The 22,456-nt window shown below is 60.4% G+C and carries 17 protein-coding genes; 13 read left to right on the top strand and 4 right to left on the bottom strand.

From position 1 onward, the window contains the following. Positions 1-47 precede the first annotated feature (47 nt). Entirely contained in the window at positions 48-2,024 is a 1,977-nt protein-coding gene (acs, locus tag ACX80D_RS08880) for an acetate--CoA ligase (protein WP_459322293.1), read from the bottom strand. A 390-nt stretch (positions 2,025-2,414) separates the two neighbouring features. Here acs and ACX80D_RS08875 point away from each other — a divergent pair, with 390 nt between their 5' ends. Genes ACX80D_RS08875 through ACX80D_RS08865 form a run of 3 tightly spaced genes read left to right on the top strand, consistent with a single transcriptional unit; the run spans position 2,415 to position 5,419 of the window. Further along, positions 2,415-3,881: a hypothetical protein gene (locus ACX80D_RS08875; protein ID WP_459322292.1), complete on the top strand. Its 1,467-nt coding sequence runs from the start codon at positions 2,415-2,417 to the stop codon at positions 3,879-3,881. 9 nt (positions 3,882-3,890) lie between these two features. Next, positions 3,891-4,727 carry an endonuclease III gene (gene nth / locus ACX80D_RS08870; RefSeq protein ID WP_459322291.1) on the top strand — a complete coding sequence of 279 codons (837 nt, stop codon included), beginning with the start codon at positions 3,891-3,893 and terminating at the stop codon, positions 4,725-4,727. Then, a complete protein-coding gene (locus tag ACX80D_RS08865; RefSeq protein WP_459322290.1) occupies positions 4,724-5,419 on the top strand; it encodes an NUDIX hydrolase in 696 nt (231 codons plus the stop codon). Before nth ends, ACX80D_RS08865 begins: the two co-directional genes overlap by 4 nt. Positions 5,420-5,445: 26 nt before the next feature. Here the strand turns inward: ACX80D_RS08865 and ACX80D_RS08860 are convergent, their stop codons facing one another. Further along, complete coding sequence (locus tag ACX80D_RS08860) at positions 5,446-7,176, bottom strand: bifunctional 3'-5' exonuclease/DNA polymerase (protein ID WP_459322289.1); 1,731 nt, start codon at positions 7,174-7,176, stop codon at positions 5,446-5,448. Positions 7,177-7,296: 120 nt separating this feature from the next. On the opposite strand from ACX80D_RS08860, the gene ACX80D_RS08855 reads away from it, so the two are divergent. From ACX80D_RS08855 to ACX80D_RS08825, 7 genes are all read left to right on the top strand, one after another. Then, positions 7,297-8,544: a hypothetical protein gene (locus ACX80D_RS08855; protein WP_459322288.1), complete on the top strand. Its 1,248-nt coding sequence runs from the start codon at positions 7,297-7,299 to the stop codon at positions 8,542-8,544. Further along, positions 8,541-9,980 carry a TadA family conjugal transfer-associated ATPase gene (locus ACX80D_RS08850; protein ID WP_459322287.1) on the top strand — a complete coding sequence of 480 codons (1,440 nt, stop codon included), beginning with the start codon at positions 8,541-8,543 and terminating at the stop codon, positions 9,978-9,980. Before ACX80D_RS08855 ends, ACX80D_RS08850 begins: the two co-directional genes overlap by 4 nt. Beyond that, positions 9,977-10,843, top strand: a complete 867-nt coding sequence (locus tag ACX80D_RS08845; protein ID WP_459322286.1) for a type II secretion system F family protein — start codon at positions 9,977-9,979, stop codon at positions 10,841-10,843. The genes ACX80D_RS08850 and ACX80D_RS08845 overlap by 4 nt, the downstream gene beginning before the upstream one ends. Positions 10,844-10,845: 2 nt before the next feature. After that, positions 10,846-11,460, top strand: coding sequence for a type II secretion system F family protein (locus tag ACX80D_RS08840; protein WP_459322285.1), 615 nt, complete (start codon positions 10,846-10,848; stop codon positions 11,458-11,460). 359 nt (positions 11,461-11,819) lie between these two features. Beyond that, on the top strand, positions 11,820-12,098 hold the full coding sequence (locus ACX80D_RS08835) for a DUF4244 domain-containing protein (protein WP_459322336.1): 279 nt from the start codon (positions 11,820-11,822) through the stop codon (positions 12,096-12,098). A gap of 97 nt (positions 12,099-12,195) precedes the next feature. Then, positions 12,196-12,777 (top strand): TadE family type IV pilus minor pilin, encoded by a 582-nt coding sequence (locus tag ACX80D_RS08830; RefSeq protein ID WP_459322284.1) that lies wholly within the window; start codon positions 12,196-12,198, stop codon positions 12,775-12,777. Further along, the gene (locus tag ACX80D_RS08825) at positions 12,764-13,144 is read left to right on the top strand and encodes an Rv3654c family TadE-like protein (RefSeq protein ID WP_459322283.1); all 381 of its coding nucleotides are present in this window, start codon (positions 12,764-12,766) and stop codon (positions 13,142-13,144) included. Before ACX80D_RS08830 ends, ACX80D_RS08825 begins: the two co-directional genes overlap by 14 nt. Positions 13,145-13,199: 55 nt before the next feature. Here the strand turns inward: ACX80D_RS08825 and ACX80D_RS08820 are convergent, their stop codons facing one another. Both ACX80D_RS08820 and ACX80D_RS08815 read right to left on the bottom strand, forming a co-directional pair. Then, positions 13,200-15,530 (bottom strand): DEAD/DEAH box helicase, encoded by a 2,331-nt coding sequence (locus ACX80D_RS08820; protein ID WP_459322282.1) that lies wholly within the window; start codon positions 15,528-15,530, stop codon positions 13,200-13,202. A gap of 112 nt (positions 15,531-15,642) precedes the next feature. Beyond that, positions 15,643-16,359, bottom strand: a complete 717-nt coding sequence (locus tag ACX80D_RS08815; protein ID WP_459322281.1) for a GNAT family N-acetyltransferase — start codon at positions 16,357-16,359, stop codon at positions 15,643-15,645. Positions 16,360-16,436: 77 nt separating this feature from the next. Here ACX80D_RS08815 and trhO point away from each other — a divergent pair, with 77 nt between their 5' ends. The 3 genes from trhO to topA all read left to right on the top strand — a co-directional run bounded on the left by trhO (position 16,437) and on the right by topA (position 22,076). Further along, positions 16,437-17,330 (top strand): oxygen-dependent tRNA uridine(34) hydroxylase TrhO, encoded by an 894-nt coding sequence (gene trhO, locus ACX80D_RS08810; RefSeq protein WP_459322280.1) that lies wholly within the window; start codon positions 16,437-16,439, stop codon positions 17,328-17,330. Positions 17,331-17,424: 94 nt separating this feature from the next. Beyond that, on the top strand, positions 17,425-19,098 hold the full coding sequence (locus tag ACX80D_RS08805; RefSeq protein WP_459322279.1) for a DUF7059 domain-containing protein: 1,674 nt from the start codon (positions 17,425-17,427) through the stop codon (positions 19,096-19,098). A 203-nt stretch (positions 19,099-19,301) separates the two neighbouring features. After that, positions 19,302-22,076 carry a type I DNA topoisomerase gene (topA, locus tag ACX80D_RS08800; protein ID WP_459322278.1) on the top strand — a complete coding sequence of 925 codons (2,775 nt, stop codon included), beginning with the start codon at positions 19,302-19,304 and terminating at the stop codon, positions 22,074-22,076. Positions 22,077-22,456: the final 380 nt, after the last annotated feature.

The raw sequence follows: 22,456 nt of genomic DNA, 5'->3' as shown, positions 1-22,456 counted from the left end.
ACCACCAGTGGTCGAGCCCATCGAGACCCGGGCATTGCTTCGGTCAGTTAAGCCTTCAGGGACTCTGCAATCTGGTTCATGACAGTGTTGTCAGCCAGCGTCGAGGCATCGCCCACGGCACGGCCTTCGGCAACGTCCTTGAGCAGACGGCGCATGATCTTGCCCGAGCGAGTCTTGGGCAACTCGGGCACCACCAGTATGGTCTTGGGCTTGGCGATGGGGCCAATTTCCTTACCCACGTGGTTGCGCAGGGTGGTGACAATGTCAGCATCTTCCACGGCAGAACCGCGCAGGATGACGAACGCCACGACGGCCTGGCCGGTGGTCTCGTCCGCAGCACCAACCACGGCGGCCTCGGCGACTGAAGGGTGGCTGACCAGCGCGGATTCAATTTCCGTGGTGGAGAGGCGATGGCCGGAAACGTTCATGACGTCGTCCACGCGTCCCAGTAGCCAGATGTCGCCGTCGTCGTCCCACTTGGCGCCGTCGCCGGCGAAATACATGTCATCGAAGCGAGACCAGTAAGTATCTTTGTAGCGCTCGTTATCTCCCCAGATGCCGCGCAGCATGGACGGCCAGGGCTCACGAATGGTGAGGTAGCCGCCATGGCCGTGAGGCACAGAGGCGCCAAGTTCGTCCACCACATCAACGGCGATGCCCGGCATGGGAACCTGGGCCGAGCCTGGCTTGGTGTTGGTGACGCCGGGCAGTGGTGCCACCATGATGGCGCCGGTTTCTGTCTGCCACCACGTATCAACGATGGGTGCGTTGTTCCCGCCAATGACGCGGCGGTACCACATCCAGGCTTCCGGGTTGATGGGTTCGCCCACTGAGCCAAGCAGGCGAATAGAGGAGAGATCGTACTTATTGGGGATGTCCTCGCCCCACTTCATGAACGTGCGGATCGCCGTGGGCGCGGTGTACAGGATCGAGACCTTGTACTTCTCAACGATCTCCCAGAAGCGGCCCTGATGCGGGGAATCGGGGGTGCCCTCGTAAATGACCTGCGTTGCACCATTGATAAGCGGCGCGTAGGTGACGTAGGAATGGCCGGTGATCCAGCCGACGTCGGCGGTGCACCAGAAAACATCGGTTTCCGGGTGCAGATCAAAGACGGCGCGGTGCGTGTACGCGGTCTGGGTGAGGTAGCCGCCGGTGGTGTGCAAAATGCCCTTAGGCTTGCCGGTGGTGCCGGAGGTGTAAAGGATAAACAGCGGGTGCTCGGCGGCGTGGCCAACGGCGGTGTGCTCGGTGGAGGCCGTGCCAACGGAATCGTCCCACCAGATATCGCGGCCCTCGACCCAGGTGACGTCCTGGCCATTGCGCTTGACCACAACTACGTGCTGCACGGAATGGCCCGGTGTGTTCAAGGCCTCGTCAACGGCAGGCTTCAAGGAGCTGGGCTTGCCGCGGCGGAAGGTGCCATCGGAGGTGATGACTAGTTTGGCTTCGGCATCGTCAATGCGGCTGCGCAAAGCGTCGGCGGAGAAGCCGCCGAATACCACAGAATGGATGGCGCCGATGCGGGCGCAAGCCAGCAGAGTGATGACGGCTTCGGGAATCATGGGCAGGTAGACAGCGACGCGGTCACCCTTGACGAGACCCAAGTTTTCGAAGGCGTTGGCGGCCTTCTTGACCTCTTCGGTCAGCTGCGCATACGTGTAGGTGCGGGTGTCGCCGGGCTCACCCTCGAAGTGGATGGCCACCCTGTCGCCGTTGCCGGCCTCGACGTGGCGGTCCAAAGCGTTGTAGGAGGCGTTGATTTCGCCGTCCTCGAACCAAGTAGCGAAGGGAGGGTTACTCCAGTCCAGGGTCTTCGTGAAGGGCTTGGACCAGGTCAGAAGCTCGCGGGCCTGCTCGCCCCAGAAGGCTGGCCGGTCGTTTTCAGCTTTCGCGTACTCGTCTCCGTGAACAATCGCGTTTGCGGCAAAGTCCGCACTCGGCGCGAAGTGACGGCTTTCGGTGAGCAGGTTCTCCAGTGCGTCTCCGGACTGGTCGTTTGCTTCGGTTGTGACCTCAGACATCTAATATCCCTTCATTCCTGCTTAGTGACTGACCAGCGAAAATTCACTCAAACTTTGAGGTTTGGGCGGCATGAAGCCGCTTCCTGCTGAGGAAGTAAATGCCCGATGGATGGTTGCTAAGGACAGCGTTTCGTTCCTTCTTTAACTGTATCGCTTCTCACAGCCCGGAGTGTTCGCCGTCACAGTTGGATGGGGCCAATGGGGTGGTTTCTGCGCTCAACAGCATTTTTTGGTCTGCGGCCCTGAGTAGTTCTCCGTGATTCTGCCCCATTTCACACCAATTTGGCGTATTTTCAGCGTATTTGAGCTGTACTTGAACCGTGGCTCGCTAGTGTTGCCGCGGGCCGTTAACTAGGCTGGGAGCAAACGTGACATTTGAGGAGCAAGACCATGAATGAACAAAGTAGGCCTTCGACGGGAACAGCGGCGGGAACTGGGGCTGGTCCGGCAGCAGGAACTGCGTCAGCAGGCTCCACCGAGACCGCAGCAAAAGGTTCAACGGCTGCTACAGCTGCCGTGGGCCCTTTGACCCTACGGGACCTAGTAATACTGGGTTCAGTAGCGATCATTTTCGTAGCCTCCGTGGTGCCGATCATCAAGACCGTCCTCGGAAACGCGAATCTGTGGAATACCGCTGGGTTGTTCTTCATTGGCATCGGGGTGATCTTGCCCCTCGTTGTGGGTGGGCTGTTCTTGGCCCGGCGCATGAGCCCGGCCACAAAGGTCCGCATCGGCTCGCTCTCTGTTGATCAGTTCGCCTCAGTGGTGGCCTCCTTCGCAACATTTTTCTTCTTCTCAGCAACGGTGAGCAACTTCAGCATCGCGTACCTGATTGGTCTGATCGGCGCCCTGCTCCTGCTGGTTTCCACAGTCTGTGCCCAGTGGATCCCCGCTTTTGCGGCAGACTTCAGCGGCCGCACCGACGTTCCCGCTCATGTTGCCGCGCGCGACGCCGTTCCTGCGCTCAAGCGTCCGGCTGCACCTAAACCTGTTGTTGCCCAGACTGCTGCTGGCCAGCAGGGTGGGGTCCAGCAGGGTGGGGGCCAGCAGTTGGGACAGGGTGCCCCCTCGCAGGGCGTGCCTGCTCAGTATGTTCCCGGCCAGCAGGGTGCAGGCCAGCCGGGTGCTGGTGCTCAGCAGGGCGGTTGGAACGCGGCCCCGGCAGCTACTCACACCTCGGCTGGCCAGATTTTCACCCCGGCCAAAGAAAACTCTGCAGGTGCAGGTGCAGGTGCAGAGGCTGTTGGTGGCGCCGCGGGGACTGCCGCTGCAGGCGCTGTGGCCGCAGCCAATCCCGCAGCATCCGCTGCTACATCTTCCGGCTCGGCGACCCCCGCCATTGCAACCTCCGGACATGGCTCCACGCAGAACCCTCTCGCAGACCAAAGTGTTACGGCCGCCAACACCGCCGCGCACACCGCCGCCTCCGGGCAGGCCTCCGCGGACAACCTCGAAGCTGCCCGCGGTGAGAGCGGAAAGTCCAAGGACGCCGCTGCAACCACATTGAACCCGCAGGTCCCCGAGGCCGCCAAGACTGAAGCGGCTAAGGCCGAAGCCGTCAAGCCTGAAGCCGCTGCTGAGAGCCCTGTCGCCCCGGCAGCTGCACGCGAAAGCATCACCGCTACCGTCAACCCGGTTGCGAAGCCAGTAGTGGCCGAACCTTTCTGGTTTGCCGTTGACCGTCCGCAGAACGTGATTAACGAAAAGACGCGCCAATTCGCGTTCAAGCTGGCTCCAGGCGCGTGGATTCTGGCGTTGGAAGATCGTGGCAACAGCTTCCTGGTTCAGGACAGCCACGGCAAGACCGGAGTGTTGCTCGACTTGGTCGGTATCGAGCGGGCTTCCGACAGCCAGTAGCTCGCAACGATGGTGGCTAAGGAAACAGCGCTTGGACTCAAGCGGCGGGCACGAAAAATCAACCGCGAGCTGGCGGAGCTGTACCCGTACGCGCATGCCGAGCTTGATTTTCGCAATCCGTTTGAGCTGTTGGTGGCCACCGTACTCTCGGCGCAAACCACTGATATTCGTGTCAATGCAGTAACCCCTGAGCTCTTCGCCCGGTTCCCCACCCCGCTGGCGATGGCACAGGCGCATAGCGTGGAGCTTGAAGAACTGATCAAGTCCACCGGTTTTTTCCGGGCCAAGGCAGCTAATCTTTTGGCTTTAGCCACGCGCATTGTCGACGAGTACGACGGCGTGATTCCTGGCTCCCTGGAGGCTCTCATTACGCTCCCGGGAGTCGGGCGGAAAACGGCGAATGTTGTCCTGGGTAATGCGTTTGGTGTTCCCGGAATCACGGTGGACACCCACTTCATTCGCCTAGCGCGCAGATTCGGCTGGACCGAGTCCACTGACCCCGTCCGGATCGAATCCGATGTGGCTGCGATGTTTGAGCGCAAGGACTGGACCATGCTGTCCCACCGGGTAGTTTTTCACGGACGACGCATCTGCCACGCCCGGAAACCCGCATGCGGGGCTTGCCCCATCGCCCACCTATGCCCTGCTTACGGGGACGGGGAAGTAGATCCTGTGAAGGCTGCCAAGTTGCTCAAATACGAGCTGGCTGCGGGACAAGAAGAACTGTTGGCTCGCATGCTGGCCGATGTGGATAAGGCCGCTCAGTACCGGCAAGAGTCGCAACTGGCGGCCCGGAGCAAATCCGTCGCCGCGGCCACACCCCAGAACGAGAAGATCAAACAGTGAGTGCCCACTCAGATTTAGCCAAGCTGGCCGGAAAGGCTGCGGCCACTGCAGCGCTGCCGGATACCGAAACACTGGGCAACACCTCCCTGTGGAACATACCCATGGACGCCACAGGAACTCGTCCCGCCGCAGTGTTGATGCTCTTTGGTGCCTTAGACGATATTTTGGCCGCCTCAGAAAACCCCTTGGTCTCGGCAGATCTCGATGTACTGCTGGTGGAACGTGCAGCTACCCTAAATGATCACCCCGGTCAGGTAGCTTTCCCCGGCGGAGGCGTGGACCCTGAGGATGAATCCGTCACTGCGGCCGCCTTGCGCGAGGCTGAGGAAGAAACGGGCCTTGACCCCGCCGGTGTGGAAGTTTTAGGAGTGCTTCCAGAGGTTTACTTATCTGTTAGCAACTTCATGGTTACGCCGGTAATTGGCTGGTGGGCGCGGCAAACAGCTGTGGATGTTGTTGACTACGGTGAATCGGCTCAGGTATTCCGCGTACCGGTTCGAGACTTGTTGGATCCGGTCAATCGCTTCACCGCAGTGTTGGAACGTGAGGGATTTACCTACCGCGGACCGGCCTTTAAAGTCAACGATGTGGTGCTTTGGGGATTCACCGCCGGGATCTTGAACTATGTCTTCCATGAGCTTGGCTGGTCAGTGCCATGGAATGAAAAACGGGAAATCCCAGCGCCGATTTGATTGCCTCTGTTGATCAGAAACGTTGGCTATTTCGCGTCGGCGTAGCACTGGACCACAGTGACATTTACTGGAAATGACAACGGTATCGGGCCAAAGAGCAGGTCAGTGGCGGCCTGCGAGGAGTCATGAAGAATCACTCTGACATCATCCACTAATTCCACGGGACAGTGCACAACCACTTCGTCGTGCAGGAATGCCACCAGCGCAGGACCGCCTGAAGTGGTGCTGCCCCCAGCGGCAGCTGAGCTACTCGCGAGAGTGTGGAGCCGGCGTCGCAATTCAGCCAACCAGCAACTTGCCCACTCTGCGGCGGTTCCCTGAACCACAAAGTTTCTCGTGAACCGGCCGCGGGAGCGGGCTGCGGACTCGGCACGGCGCTGTTCCTGAGCCGAAGAACTTTGCTGGCCTGCCTGCCAATCGGAGGAGGTGGGTGGTGTGCTGCGGCCCAGATGGGTGGTGACCTTCTCGCCGCGCTCACCGGCCCGGGCAGCCTGCTCAACAAAGTCAAGGGCACGCGGATACATCCGCGCCAGCTGTGGGACCAACCGGCCAGATTCGCCCGTGGTGGCACCGTAGATGGCACCCAACAAAGCAATCTTGGCCATGCTGCGATCGCCGCCAAAGCCTTGGGCGGCGATGCCTGCGTAGAGGTCTTTGTTGTGGCCGGCCGAGTCCCGGCCCGCAGCTGCCATGGCACTGTCCTGGGACAGGGCCGCCAGCACGCGGGGTTCCAATTGGGCCGCATCGGCCACGAGGAAGGTGTATCCGGGATCGGCCACTGCGGCGCCCCTGATCTGCGCTGGGATCTGCATGGCGCCACCTCCTCGCGAAGCCCAGCGCCCAGAGACCACACCGCCCACCACATATTCGGAATGGAAGCGGCCGTCGTGGACCCACTGTTGCAGCCAGTTCCAGCCGTTGGTGGTGAAGAGCCGACTGAGCTTCCGGTAGACGAGCAGCGGTTCGATGGCCGGGTGCTTAAACTCTTGCAGTTCCCAGCTTCGGGTCGACTTTGCTTCTATCCCAGCCCGGTGCAGGGCGCGCATCAGATCCTGCGGCGAGTCTGGATTCAAGGATGGTGCGTTTAGGGCGGTCCGCAGGACTCCGGCCAGAGCTTCCAGCTTTTCTGGGCGAGCGTAGCCAACGGGTTCCGGGCCGAGTACATCATGAAGCAGCCTCCTGTGCAGATCTTCCCTCCAAGGGATACCTTCATGATGCATCTCCGCAGCGACCAGCGCACCTGCAGATTCTGCACTGAGCAAGAGTGTGAGCCTGGCGGGGTGTGTGGAGGAATGAATGGCAGATTTTTGGGCGCCAAGTTCCCTCGCGACCGCTGCCAAGTCCCAGTTCCTGCTGCCAGTCCCGACTGGAGGAGCATCAAATAAGCTGTCCTGGCCGGCTGTATTACCCGGCACGAAAGCGCTTTGCCGTGGAGCCTCATTTTCCGGAGGGACTGCCGTGGCTTGCTCGGAGTAGCCTGTGGCCGCAGTAAATTCAGAGTGCAGCAGGATGTTTTGGCACAGTGCCAGATCGTGGCATCGTTCCAAACGCACATTGGCACCAAGGAGTTCCGGGTACCAATGGGTGGCCCGGTCCCAGACCCAACGAGGGCGGTGGGTTTGCTCCAGCGCGACAACGGCGGCTGCTAAAGCGGTGCGTGAGAGTGTTTGGACGGGTGCTGCAGCTGTGCCGTCGTCGTGCCTGAGCTGGAGGGCAACGGCAGAATCGTGGGGACTCACAGCCAGCAATGCGTACATAGCTTCCATTCTCCACTGGCTGGGGTATTAATTCCTCCACAGCCTGCCTTGCTCGGGACGTCGTCCACTTTTACCGGGGAGGGTCTGTGCCAAACGACGCAGTACGCGCAGAGTATGCCTATGAGACGACATCAAGGGCCGGCATCCAGCCATGTTTTTGACCCGGCGCAGAAGCCGTGGCTACCGCGCCGAGACACCACCGTTCTGCTGCTGTCTACATCTTCGCAGTTGCAAGGTGAAGTGGGACGCGTTGCTGCGGCAGCCGCCGTCGAACTGGTCTTTGGCGAAGACCTTGAACAAAACGCCGGTGCGCAGGGGGAGATTGCCGCGGTGCTGGTCGATGCGGCGCCGGGCGCAGCAACGGCAGGGTGGAGTGGGCCCGTGATTGTGGTGGGTTTTGCGGCTGATGCGGCCCGAATGTGGCAACAGGCTGCGCGTTTGGAAGCCGATCGGGTGGCTGTTTTACCCGATTCGGCCCACTGGCTCGCCGATTATCTGGCCTGCCTGCAAAACCCGGCGTCACGTGCCGGGGTTTTGGGTGTAGTGGGCGGGTGTGGTGGAGCCGGTGCCTCAACCTTGTCCTTGTTGGTGGCAGCAGAGGCCGCGGCGAGGGGGACGCGGACCTTGCTGGTGGACGGGGACCGGTGGGGTGGGGGCCTAGGAACCATGCTGAGCACGCAAGGTGTGCCCGGATTGCACTGGCCGGAATTGCTTCGGGTATCCGGATCTATCAATCCTGGGCAGTTGGCAGCGGCCTTGCCTCAAGTGGGCCCCTTGGCGCTGCTGTCGTGGGAAGCGGGGCGAGCCACTGAAGAAGAAGGCGTCGGTGGGCGGAGCATGGTGGCTGAAAGGGTAAGAGAATCTCCCGCCGGATTTCAAGTGATGCAGCCGGGGCGGTCTGAGCAATCGACATACGGGCAACCCCAAACGCACGACGCCGTCACGGAAGTTATGCGCGCGGCCCAAGGCGCCTACGGCCTGGTGGTGGTAGATCTGGGGAGGACCCCGGAGGCCCTAGAAACCTTCGGCTCCCATTGCAACGGTGTGGTGGTGGTTGTCCCGGGCCGGTTGCGTGCCGTGGCGGCAGCAGTGCGGCTGGGAGAGGCGTTGCCAACCTTGCCGGTTGCCGCCGTCGTTCGTGGCCCTGTAGGGGAGGGGATCGATGCTGAATTGGTCGCAACGGCTGCCGGGCTTCCCTTGGTGGGGGAGCTACCCAAGCTGCGCGGTTTGGAGCCGGCTTTGGCGGCCCAGCGCTTTCCGGAGCTACTGCGAAGGCGGCGTGTGCGTCCGCTGTTAGCTGGCGTTCTTGAATGGATGGCAGGGGACACTCTGGTGCCGCAGCGAATCAGATCTGGGGACATGTCATGACGCCGCGGGGTGCACGGGGAAAACATTCTTCTGCCACGTGGTCTGGGCAAGGGGCAGCTGACGAGATCAAGGGCTCGGATGCCGGTGGCGCGGAGTACCCTGCACCGGGGGCGGAGGCGGGTGCACGGCCCAATCTCAGCTTGTTAGATGCTGAGCACTTGGACACCGAGCTGTTGGATACGGTCCGCCGGGCGGTGCTGGCGCAGGCTGGACCGGTCACCGACCTTCAGGTGGCAAGCGCGGTGCGTGAGAGTGGGCGCTTGCTAGGTGCTGCTGGGTCGTTGGTCGCCATGGACCGCATCACGGCGGAACTCAACGGTCTGGGACCGCTGCAAGGTCTTGCCGCCGATCCCGCCGTGACAGACATCTTTGTGAACGCCCCCGATTCGGTGTGGATAGATCGGGGTGCTGGTCCGGAGCGGGTGGGGGTGACGTTCAGCCATGAAGGGCAGCTGCGCGCTTTGGCTGTGCGGCTCATCGCCAGCGGTGGTCGACGGCTCGATGACAGTAGTCCCTGCGTTGACGTCAAAATTTCCGGAGGTTATCGCGTACATGCGGTGCTGTCGCCCATCTCTTCTGCCGGAACGTTGTTGTCCATTCGAACCCAGAAGAAGGACCCACTGACCCTAGCTCACATGGTGGCATCCGGGGCGCTGCCTCAGACGATGGCCGAGCTCCTCATGAAGGTGATGGGGAGGCGCCTGAACTTTCTTATCAGCGGTGCCACGGGGGCTGGGAAAACGACCTTGCTGTCAGCGCTTTTAGGGACGTGCGATCCATCCGAGCGCCTGGTTCTCATCGAGGACGCCGCAGAACTCGAGCCGCCGCACCCGCATGTTGTGACGTTGGAAGCCCGGCATGAAAACTCGGAAGGTGCCGGTGCTGTGGACTTGGCAGAACTGGTTCGTCAAGCTCTGCGGATGAACCCCGGAAGGCTCATCGTTGGGGAGTGTCGAGGGCGGGAAGTTCGCGAGCTGCTCATGGCACTGAACACCGGTCACAGTGGAGGTGGCGGAACCATTCACGCCAACGGGGCCCACGATGTCCCTGCACGGCTGGCAGCTTTGGGCGCGCTCGCAGGAATGAGTCAAGAAGCTGTGTTCTTGCAGGGTGCCAGCGCCCTCGATGCCGTGATCCATATTGAACGCCACCACGGACGCCGGGTGGTGTCTGAGATTGCCATGGTGGAATTGCGGCACGGCAAGTTGGAAGTGGTCCCTGCTGTTTCGCTGGCGGCGGCCGTCCCCGAAGATGCTCGTGAAGGAGCCGCTGCTAGGTTGCTTCGCGGTCCAGCTTGGTCGGAGCTTGCTGACAGGTTGGGACTCGGGGCTGACAATCTTCCAGAGGGCCATAGTGGGCAGAGCTTATTTGGAGTATTGGCTGATTCGCTGTCTAATCCAAGGATCGGTGTTGTTCCGGAAGTGGGGGCGAAATGACTGGAACAGTGCTCTTCTTCGGGGCAGCTGCGCTGGCGGTCTGGCTGCTCTTTACCGGCATGACGGCAGTTCGGCGCACACCTAAGCGAGAGCCCTTGCCGCCTCGGGGTGCAACATCAAATAGTCGGAAGGAAACGGAAGCGGAGGCACTTCCGCGTTTGGTCCGTCAGTTGGCTGCGCTGCTGGCTGCCGGCCGGACAGGACCTGAGCTTTGGGGCGTGTTGGCCCATGTAGTTGCGGCTGAGCCGCACAACGCCGGGACGGGACGCCGATGGTTGGCGGCCGGAAAGAATGCGGCCGAGGAAGCGGGGAATACCGCGACGGTCACCCTGTTACTGGTGGTGCAACGTGCCAACGTTTTGGGATTATCCAGCGCGGCGGCTATCCGCAACGCCTGTGCCCCGGATACTTCAAAAGACCGGCGGCGAGTCCCAAGTTTGAGTGCTGGGCAACGCCAGATGTGGTTGGAAATTGCTGCGTGCCTTGAAGTCTGCGAAGCCAGTGGTGCGCCAGTAGGGGCAGTGTTGAACAGACTGGCGACCACCATGGAAGCCGACTTTGATGCAGCTGCCTTGCGTGAAACGGCCTTGGCAGGTCCTCGAGCCACGGTACGCCTGCTGGGCTGGCTGCCGTTTGTTGGGCTGGGTCTGGGCATGGCCATGGGGGTGGATCCACTGGCTATTCTGTTCGGATCGCCCGCGGGGTGGACCGTGCTGGCCGCTGGGATTGCTTTCACTGTGGTTGGCAGGATGTGGTCGTCAGCCTTGATTGCTCAGGCTGCAGGGCCCGCTGGCCGCCCTAGCCGGCGAGCACACGGGATTAGGGGGCCAGTAAACGTGGCCACTGAGAAAACAAGGCGATAACCATGGGAGCAGGCATGGTCTTCATCCTTGCAGGGGCCGCCATGCTTGTCCTTTCGCTGTCTTGGGGTATTGGCCTAGCGGCAAAGCCTCTTAAGGCCACGGCGGCAGCACGGAGTGGCGGTGGAATCTACGAAGATGGGGACGTATCTAGGCCAGAGCTGAGGGGCCCCGTTGGAAAAAGTTACTCCGGTGTAGTGAAGGTGCCACTGCTGCTGGATCTGCTCGGAACTACGCTGGAATCTGGGCTTACCATTCAAAACGGGTTGCATGTGGTGGCCGCGGTCTCTGGCAGTGGTATCCGCGAGGCACTACTGAGGGTGGCAGCTGCGTTAGAAATCGGGATTTCTTGGCATGACGCCTGGGAGGGAAACACAGGCAACAGTGAACTGGCCCAGCTTCATGCAGCCTTGAGCTTTGGCGCCCTAACGGGAGCGGGTGCGGCTCCTCTGCTCTACGCCGAAGCAGCCCATCTTCGGAAGGCTGGCGGGCGCCAGGCGGAAAAGCGGGCGGCGGCGCTCGGTGTGAAGCTGGTCCTGCCACTGGGGCTTTGCTCCTTACCCGCATTTGTCGCCTTGGGAATTGTTCCTGTCGTCATCGCCATGGTCCCGGCCTTCTAACGAGCTTCTAAGCTGCACTCGCTCCTGCAGCGGCACCGGCCTGCGTCCATGCGGCTGCGCCCACCCCTGCTTCTGCGTCGGTTCCTGCCCTGGGTGGCCGGTTGAATCTGCTGAACCATACCTCTTTCATTAATTTTGATTAATCCACAGCCCTGGCTAGGGTCTCACCCGCCCACGAAACGCCTTTGCGGGCTTTCGCCGGGATTGAGACGGGTGAAAGGTTGATGCAACAGCTTGTCCCTTTGGCCCCGACAGTTTCGGCAGCGGAGGCAACGGGCTGGGCAGGGCAAATCGGCCGCTGCCAAGATCATCCCTACCTATGAGGAGTCACGATGAGCAGCAATGGTGCTGTACCTACTATGACAATCGGTGCGGAGGAAAACCTCGCATTAGAGAACGTAGCCGAGATATTTCCAGGCGCCACCAAGACTGCTCCGGTGGTGAACCGGCAGTTCCGTTCCGGGCGGAACTGGCGATGGCGTCCGTGGACAGGAGTTGAAGCCGGTATGGCCACTGCAGAATATGCCATAGCCACTCTAGCTGCCGTCGGATTCGCTGGCCTGTTGGTGGTCATCCTCAAAAGCGATGAAGTCCGTGGCTTCCTCATGAACATCATCCGGGCTGCTTTGAGCATGTAGTGCAAGAGCCTTACTGGTCGAGGCAGGCCACCACCGGCAACGTGACATGGATCAGTCTTTACAGACACAACCAGAACAGCAGGGGAGGGGCCACATTATGGGCCTACAACGGGAGCAGAGTGTGCCGCTATTGACCGGCGGACCCTCACCACAGCGAATTCGAGGGTCCGTGACCGCTGAATTCGCGGTGGTCCTGCCTGCTGTCACGGTGCTGTTGGCACTGCTGCTTCTCGGCGTCTCCACCGGCATGCTGCAGCTGCGTCTCGAAGAGGGCGCCAGAGCAGGTGCCCGGGCCATGGCTCGTGGAGACTCCCACGGGCAAATCACGGCAATCGTTTCCCGCGTGGCAGGAGACAACGTTTCAACCAGTGTTGGCAGTTCCGGAGGGTACGGCACGGTCACCGTTCAAGGCCGGTCCGGAGGAGCCTTGTCTGGTCTGGTGCCGTGGACTCAAACTGCCAAGGCAACGGCAAAACTCGAATCGTCGCGGTTGCGCCCATCGCAACCGCAGGAGAGGAAGATCCTTCCTGCCGGCAACACCGCTACAGCCGAGGATCGCCAGCCCATCCGCAAAACTTCCCTGTGGCGTTGGGTCCGGACAGCCCAATGCTCTGTGGCTAACGGGCAGTGCGACGCTGTGGCAATGAGCGGGGAAAAGAACGGTCATGAGCGTCAATGACCGCGGGGCCGGGACCGTGTTGGCGGCAGGTCTCGCCTTGTCCATGCTGGTCCTGATGATGCTTGTGGTGGGTTTGGCAACGGCCGCAGTCGCGGCAGGGAAGGCAGCCACCGCTGCAGATCTTGCTGCGCTCGCAGCCGCAGATGCCTTCAGGGGGCTGAGAGAGGGTTCACCTTGCCACATTGCGGCAGAGGTGGCCGCTGCCAATTCCGCAACACTCGTGGCCTGTACTGAGCTGGCGGGGAGCAAATCGGTGCAACTAAAAGTGGCTGTCAGAACCACGCTGCCGTGGCCAGCGTACGGCCAAGCTAGGGCCGGACCGCCGGCAGATTCGGTGCCGCCCGGAAGCAATCAACCTGGGCCATAACGGAGAACTAAACTGCGTGACGGCGCACATGCTCTTTGATAATTGAACAGTGAAATTAGCCCGGTGCGTGCGTCAAAAGCGTCTCTAACAGCTGCACGGCTCCACGCTTATCCAGAGGATTATTCTTGTTGCCACATTTGGGCGATTGAATGCATGACGGGCAGCCTGACGGACATTCGCACGCCTCGATAGCTTCCTTCGTGGCGCGCAACCAGACGCGGGCCATGTCGAAACCTCGCTCAGCAAAACCTGCTCCACCGGGATGACCATCATAGACAAAAATGGTGGGCTGGCCGGTGTCGGCGTGAATGGCCGTGGAAACGCCGCCAACATCCCACCGGTCGCTGGAAGCGACCAAGGGCAGCAAACCGATGGCTGCGTGTTCGGCTGCGTGGAGGGCCCCAGGAAATTGCGGTTCCACTAGGCCTCCTGCCAACAGCGTCTCATTGTCCAGCGTGAACCACACAGCCTTAGTAAACAGGTCACGGGCCTCCAGCTCCAAGGGCTCCTCACCCAAGACCTCATTGGACATGAGCGCCTTGCGCTGGAAAGAAACAACCTGAGTGCGAACCTGAACCGCACCGAAGTGCATTTCTACTGGCCCCCACAGTTCGTGCTTAAGCGATTCCACGACCTCAATTTGGGTGACGTCACGGGCCGTCGTATAAAAGTCTGGGGTGCCGCGGCGAACAAGGGCGCAGTGATCGGCTTCATTGAGTTCCAGCACCACGTAGCTGGTGCCTTGGTGGACATAGACAGCTCCGGTGTGGGCTTGGTAATGAGATTGGGGTGAGCCCATTGTTCCCAGCAAAGCACCCGTATCAGCTTCAATGATGTTGATGGGGCCGCCTCCGTCCTCCCTGAGGTTGACCATGGCTGCTGCACTTTGCGGGTGCGTCCAAAACCAGCCGGCAGGGCGTCGTCGCAAATAGCCTTGGGTCACCAGCTGATCAAGTAACGCCGGGGTGCTGGCATCAAAAATGCTCAAGTCCTGAAGGGTGATGGGCAACTCGGCAGCTGCCGCGCATAGATGCGGGCCCAAGACGTAGGGGTTGGACGGGTCGAACACTGTGGCTTCGAGCGCGCTGTCAAAGATGGCTTCCGGATGGTGGACCAAAAACGTGTCCAGCGGATCATCGCTAGCCACAAACGCGGCCAGGGCGTCCTGCCCGGCACGCCCGGCACGTCCAATTTGTTGGAAAAAGGAGGCTTTGGTGCCCGGCCAGCCGGCGACTAGGACCGCATCGAGCCCGGAAATATCGATCCCGAGTTCCAATGCTGAGGTGCTGGAGACGCCCAGTAGATCGCCAGCGCGGAGGGCTTTTTCTAATTCCCGACGTTCCTCCGGAAGATAGCCGGAGCGGTAGGCAGCCACACGAGAGGGAAGGCTGGCATCAACATCCTGCAGGAGTCGCTTGGTCACTGAGGAAATGGTCTCAGCGCCGCGGCGGGACTTGATGAAGGCGATGGTGCGCACACGAGCGGACACCAGATTGGCCAGCAAGTCGGACGTTTCGGCTATGGCGGTGCGGCGTGTCTTTGCGCCGTTTTCACCGGCGAACTCCGTCAGTTCAGGCTCCCACAAGGCCACAGTGGTGGAGCCGTGAGGTGAACAGTCTTCGGTGACCGTGGTGACAGGGCCCCCAATCAGTCGGGCGAACGAGCTACTGGGATCTGCCGAGGTGGCTGAGGCACCGATAAAAACCGGATCTGACCCATAATGGGCGCAGATCCGCTTCAATCGACGCAGCAAAACGGCCACGTGAGAACCGAAAACTCCGCGGTAGCTGTGGGCTTCGTCGATGATGACGTACTTGAGCCGTTTGAAAAAGCGCGCCCACCAGGTGTGGTTAGGCAGCACACCAAAATGCAGCATGTCCGGATTGCACAGGATGAAGTTACTGTGATCACGGATCCAACGCCGATCCGCGGGCGCTGTGTCGCCGTCGTACGTTGCTGCCCGCAAGGTGGGTAGATTGAGCGAGTTCAGGGTGGCGAGCTGGTCAGCAGCCAGTGCCTTCGTGGGGGAGAGGTAGAGGGTTACGGCGCCGTCGACCTCTAGGAGACCGGGATTCTCCGCCAAGCGTAGACCTGCGCGATGAATCGCGTCGAGGGCGGGCAACTGGTATGCCAGTGATTTTCCCGAGGCGGTCCCTGTGGCAATGATGGTGTGCTGGCCGTCGTGCGCGGCAGTGGCACCCTCCACTTGGTGTCGCCATGGCTGGTCAACACCTAACAGAGAGTAAGCCCTGACAATGTCCGGGTGAACCCACTCTGGCCACGGTTGGTGTACAGCCTGACGCGCCGGAATTCTCCGGACATGCTGCAGCTGGGCAGGGGCGTTTCCCCCGCCGAGTAGCTGAATCAGGGAATTATTGGTGGACACCTCATCATTGTGCCACTGCAGCGTGCCCGCAGTTTCCTGTTGCCGGCCTGTTCCTGTTGGCCCGCTGAGTCCTAGCGCAATCTGTCCTGACACAGTCAATCGGAGGCGGTGATCAGAGTCCCCGTGCCAGCTCTTCAATGCGTGCTTTGGGCACCAAGACGGTGACGGGACTGATACTGCGCCAACCTAGTTTGAAGTACAGCCGCTGTCCATCGGTGCTGGCTAGCAGCAACCCGGTGGTGACCGGATAGGCCTGGGCTCTGGCTGTGAGGGCTTTCATCAGCAGCAGTCCGTAGCCTCGCCGGCGGTGTTGGGCGTGAGTTTCGATTTGGTCAAAGATGGCATATTCACCGTAGATCGCCACTTTTCCGGTAGCCAGCACAGTTTGCTCGCGGACGATCGATACGGAGAACCTGGCATCGCAGACCGAGGCGCTGTGCCGCCCGCCCATAGGCTCGACGAGCAAAGACAGTTCGGGATCACCTAGGAAAGGATCCTGATTGTCTTGAGTTTCCATGTGGCAGAGCATGAGCTGTTCTGAGGTGGACAGCATGCCCATCCCTGATTGGTGTGCCATTTTCACATAGCGGTGAACGTCGGGGCCCAGAACACACAAGGCACGCCGTGGTGAGGAGTTCACCTCCTGTGCCAAGTCAGCAAACGAGGAGGGTGTGGGATTGGTGGTGAAATACTCCCACCCACCGTTGCGATCGAGGCGTAACGCAGCGAGAAACCCCGGTCCGGAGCGACTGGCATAGCTTCGTAGCGCAGTCCAACCGGCGAACCATGCAGCTGTCTGGCCAGCTAGCCCTGTGGAAGCAACCATCATGCCACCCAGCTTATGTCAGCGGGTCAGTGGGGAAGCTCATATGCCGCGGTTTGGTGGCACAAAGTAGGCTTTTAATCGTGTCGATGAACAAAATTGTGCTCTTTTACGGATTTACCCCCCTCAGCGACCCGGAAGCGATCAAGCTCTGGCAGCGTGCCCTGTGCGAAAAGCTCAGTTTGAAGGGGCGCATCCTCATCTCCAAAGATGGCATCAATGCCACCGTCGGCGGTGACATCAAGGATCTGAAACAGTATCTGAAGACCACCCGCGAATACCCCGGGTTCAAAAACATGGACATCAAATGGTCCGATGGCACAGGTGATGATTTTCCCCGCCTGAGCGTCAAGGCCAGGGATGAAATCGTCAGCTTTGGCGCCCCCGGTGAACTCAAAGTTGATGAGAATGGTGTGGTGGGAGGCGGCACACACCTCAAACCCGAAGAACTCCACGAACTGGTTGCCAAGAAAGAATCCAACGGCGAAGAAGTGGTGTTCTTTGACGGCCGTAACGCCTTCGAAGCGCAGATCGGAAAATTCAAGAACGCGATCGTCCCTGATGTCGACACCACCCACGACTTCATCAAGGAACTGGACTCAGGCAAATACGACGACCTCAAAGACAAACCCATCGTCACCTACTGCACCGGCGGCATTCGCTGCGAAGTCCTCAGTTCCCTCATGGTCAACCGCGGATTTAAAGAGGTCTACCAGATGGACGGTGGGATTGTCCGCTACGGCGAAACCTTCAAAGATAAAGGCCTCTGGGAGGGCTCCCTGTACGTGTTCGACAAGCGCATGCACATGGAATTCAGTGACGAGGCCGCCGAAATTGGCCACTGCATCCGTTGCAATAACCCCAGCAACAAATTTGAAAACTGCTCCAACCCCAGCTGCCGCAACCTGAACCTGTACTGCGCCGACTGCGCCAGCGACCCGGCAACTCTGAAATGCCCGCAGGGCTGCACGGACTAAAACACAGGTACGACGCCGTTCGCACCATAGCCTCCAGCTCGCCCTAAACCGGGGTGGCGTCAGGATACTTCCGCTGACTCGTTAGGCTTGAGGCATGACTGATTTCGCCACTGTTCCGGATGCCCCACGCAGCGACAACCCCGGCCTTCTTGCCACTCTGGCCGCTGACCTGATTGCCATCAACTACACGGTCGACGGCGTGGCGGAGCTCCTAGGCGACGATGCCAACCGTGCTCTGGATCGGGATCAGACGGTTCCTGCCGCACTGCTGCTGCGGACCAACACTGATCCGCTGGCCACCGTGGTGAAACTGTGGCTGCTCTCGCATCAGGTCCCCGAGGAGACACTGGCCGCGGCGTTGCCCAGCACTGGCATCGATGCACTTGTGGAACTGGGCATTATCGAAGCGGCAGAACAGCCAGGCATGGCGCGCGCGGCCGTCGACCTCCGTCCCTACGGCTGGCCCGCAGCTGATGAGGGCGGCGACGATACGAACTTGTGGGTTGCCAGTGACCTCGGCGCCCACCAACGCCCCGGCGTGCTTCGTAAAGATCATGTGCTGGGCATTGGCCAAGCTTCGTTGACTCTGGCCCAAGGCACCATTCGTCGCCCGGTCCGCACAGCGCTGGACCTTGGGACCGGCTGCGGCATTCAACTTTTTCATCTGTTGCACCATGCCGACCGTGTGGTGGCGACTGACATTTCCGAACGCGCACTGGCCTTCACACGGTTCAACCTGGTGCTTAACGCCGCGGCGCTGAACCTGGAGTCCAACGATTTTGACCCGGCTAACCCGGATGCCCGAGTCTCGCTCCGTCTAGGCAGCCTCCTCGAGCCGGTTGCGGGGGAGCGCTTCGATCTAGTGGTCTCCAATCCGCCCTTCGTCATCACTCCTAGGCACCGCGGCGAACAGAGCAGTGACCAGTTCACTTACCGTGACGGCGGCATGGCGGGCGATGCCATTGTGGAATCGCTGGTCCGCGGGTTGCCGGATGTACTGAACCCGGGCGGGACGGCGCAAATGCTCGGGAACTGGGAAATCACCCGTTCTGAAACAGACGCCGAAGTAGAGACAGAAGCAGCAACAGATAGTACAAATCCAGACAACGCTGGCGCAGTAGAGCAGTGGCATGCGCGTCCCGCTCAGTGGCTGGATGCGGACATTGAGGCGTGGTTCATTCAGCGCGAACAGGTATCTCCTGGCGGTTACGCCGAAACCTGGCTCCAGGACGCCTCGCAGGGCCGGGATTCCGAAGCCTACGCCAACGCGTATGAGGAGTATTTGCTGGACTTTGCCTCACGGAACGTAGCCGGAATCGGCTTCGGTTACATCTTCCTGCGCCGCCCCGCAGCGGGCGAGGTGGCCGACGCGCCGCGCTTCGAAGAGATCCTGTACCCGATTGAACAGCCAGTGGGACCGCATCTGGCCAACACTATTGACAGGGGGCTCTGGCTCAAACACCATGTGGACCTCACCTTCGAGTACTTGCTGGTTGCCTCGGACGTCACCGAAGAACGCCACCAGAGCCCCGGCGCCGAACATCCCGGCGTGATCTTGTTACGCCAAGGCGCTGGGCTGCGCCGCACGAACCTGTTGAGCACCGAGTTGGCAGGCTTTGTTTCTGCGTGCGACGGCGATTTGACCGCCGGGCAGATCATCGGCGCGTTAGCGGTCCTCTTGGAGAGGGACGACCCAGAGTTTGCTGTATCTCTCGCCATCGAAGTCCGTAACTTGGTGCGTGACGGATTCTTGGTTCCTGCCCAATGACGGGGCCCCGGCGGTAGTGTCAGCTGGCCGCCGTCGAACTTCACATGCCCTGCGAAAATAAATGAGCTTGGCCACGAACAGGCCGAAAAATGGGCTGTTTTCCACACTCGGTTTCCCAAGCAATACGTGTTCGCGGTAAAAATATGGTGAACTAGGCTCTTGGGGACGCCGTTCGTCCACCTTTCATTCCCTGTAGGAGTACCGTGCCCACCAAGGCAGCAGCTAGCAAGCCCAAGACTGGCAAAAAGCTCGTGATTGTCGAGTCCCCTGCCAAAAGCAAGACCATCGCTAAGTACCTTGGCGAGGGTTTCGTTGTCGAAGCCTCCATTGGGCACATTCGTGACCTGCCGCAGCCTTCCGAGCTCCCTGCGGAGCTGAAGAAGTCCTCGATTGGCAAGTTCGCTGTCGATCTTGAGAACAATTTCAAGCCGTATTACGTGGTCTCTTCCGACAAGAAGAAGAAGGTGGCGGAGCTCAAGGCGCAGCTCAAGGACGCCGACGAACTGTACCTCGCAACTGATGGGGATCGCGAAGGCGAAGCTATCGCGTGGCATTTGCTCGAGGTGCTCAAGCCCAAGGTGCCCGTGCACCGCATGACGTTTGCCGAAATTACCAAGGAGTCCCTGCAGCGCGCTTTGGGTAATTTGCGCGAACTGGATACCGATCTGGTGGATGCGCAGGAAACCCGCCGCGTGGTGGACCGCTTGTTCGGCTACGAGCTCTCTCCCGTGTTGTGGCGCAAGGTCGCGCCGAAGCTCTCTGCTGGCCGTGTTCAGTCCGTGGTGACTCGCATGGTGGTGGAGCGTGAGCGTGAGCGCATGGCGTTCCGTTCGGCCAACTACTGGGATTTGGCTGGCACGTTCACGCCGGAGACCGGTGAGTCCTTCGGCGCCAAACTAGCTGCCGTTGATGGCAAGCGCGTGGCATCTGGCCGCGACTTCAACGATCAGGGCGTGCTGACCGGCAAGAACGTGGCACACCTGGACGAGGTAGCTGCCAAGGCCCTCGCCACTGCGCTGCAGGACGTCAGCTTTGCCGTCCGCTCAGTGGAGCATAAGCCCTACACCCGCCGCCCGGCCGCGCCGTTTACGACGTCGACCCTGCAGCAGGAGGCCGGCCGCAAGCTGCGCTTCTCCTCCAAATCCACCATGCAGACCGCCCAGCGCCTGTATGAAAACGGTTACATCACCTATATGCGTACCGATTCATCCTCCTTGAGCGATGAAGCCGTCAACGCCGCCCGCCGCCAGGCTTCGGAGCTGTACGGCCCGGAATTTGTGCCTACGGCAAAGCGCGTCTACGCAAGCAAGAGCGCCAATGCGCAGGAAGCCCACGAGGCTATCCGCCCGTCTGGGGACTCTTTCCGGACCCCCGCCCAGGTGGCCAGCGCCTTGGGCAAGGATGAATTCAAGCTCTACGAGCTGATCTGGAAGCGCACCGTCGCCTCCCAGATGGCAGATGCCAAAGGCTCGACGGCGACCATCAAGTTGGGTGCCAAGGCTATCGGTGGCGTCGCCGACGGCCAGGATGCTGAATTCTCAGCCTCCGGTACTGTCATCACCTTTCGTGGCTTCTTGGCCGCTTATGAAGAAGGCCGTGACGAGTCACGCAACGATTCCGATGACTCGGATCGCCGCTTGCCCAACGTCAAGGAAAATGACTCCTTGACCGCTGCCGAGGTGCAGGCCAATGGCCACGACACCTCGCCGCCGCCGCGCTTTACAGAAGCATCGCTGACGAAGGAAATGGAAGAGCGTGGCATTGGCCGCCCGTCCACCTACGCCTCCACTCTGTCCACCATCATGGACCGCGGATACGTCAGCAAGCAAGGTTCAGCCCTGGTGCCGAGCTGGATTGCTTTCTCCGTGGTGCGATTGCTGGAACTGCATTTCACCGATTATGTGGACTACGAGTTCACGGCCGGCATGGAGAAGGGCCTTGATAGGATCGCCAACGGCCAGGAGGCAGGCTCCGACTGGCTTAAGCACTTCTACTTCGGTGGGGATGACAACAGGGGCTTGCAAGCCATTGTGAACAACCTCGGGGAGATTGATGCCCGCGATATTAACTCGATGCCCATCACCGACACCTTGGTGCTGCGCGTGGGCAAGTTCGGGCCTTACCTGGAAAGCACTGTTCCCACTCTGGATGCAAAGACAGGGGAAATCATTGAGGCAGCTCGCGCCAATGTTCCCGAGGATCTGGCTCCTGATGAGCTGACGCCTGCCAAGGCCCAGGAACTCATGGAGACGGCGGCGTCCGAGGAACGCGTGCTCGGCGTCGATCCTGAATCCGGACACACAGTGGTGGCCAAGAATGGCCGTTACGGCCCGTATGTCACCGAAGTTATTCCGGAGATGACGGCTGAAGAAATCGCTAATCAGCCCATCGAGTACTACAAGAACGGCAAGCCGAAGCCGCCGAAGAAGCCCGTCAAGGTCAAGCCCAGGACAGGTTCAATCTTCAAGTCCATGAGCGTTGATTCCGTTTCCTTGGAAGCAGCGTTAGGGATCATGAGCTTGCCTCGGGTGCTGGGTGCTGACGCTGAAGGCAATGAGATCACGGTGCAGAACGGCCGCTTCGGTCCGTACCTGAAGAAGGGCTCGGATTCACGTTCCATTGGAACGGAGGAGGAAATCTTCACGATCACGCTGGAGCAGGCTCTAGAGATTTACTCTCAGCCCAAACAGCGTGGTGCACGCGCAGCAGTGGCGCCTTTGGCGGAGTTCGGTGACGATCCCGTTTCTGAGAAGAAGATTGTGGTCAAGGAAGGCCGCTTCGGCCCGTACATCACGGACGGCATCACCAATATCACCGTGCCGCGAGGAACTGATATTGAGGACCTGACCCGCGAGAGCGCCATCGAGCTCTTGGCTGACAAGCGGGCCCGTGGACCGGTAAAGCGGACCACCAAGACTGCCGCGAAGAAGCCGGCAGCCAAGGCGCCGGCCAAGAAGAAGGCACCTGCCAAGAAATAATTCACACTGTGACCGGACTGTCAGGTTGAAATCTGTGTCCTGCAAAAAACCCCACATCCTATGCTGTGGGGTTTTTTGGCGGTACGCGCAAATAGCGAATGTCCCCATATGTGTGAACTGGTCAAAGTGGGGCCTGTAACATCCGGAATATCGGACTACAACGTTTACGACCGCACCTCCGCAGCCGCAACGTAGCTTAGGCACTTCCCGGCCACCAAGGACAGCTACTACAAGATTTGCTCCGATGCCGGCAAGCGTCTCGCCATGGCCGATTGCGTGCTGCGGTTGCGTGCTGTGGTTGCGTGCTCTGGTGGCCGACTCCGACGCAGGAGGCCCTGACGCCCTCATTGTCTGATTACCCCAGTAACTAGCTGTATCCA

This window comes from Arthrobacter sp. Sr24 (genome assembly GCF_054511175.1).
Note: the sequence above shows the minus strand (reverse complement) of the source record. Positions and strands in the feature narration are given on the sequence as shown.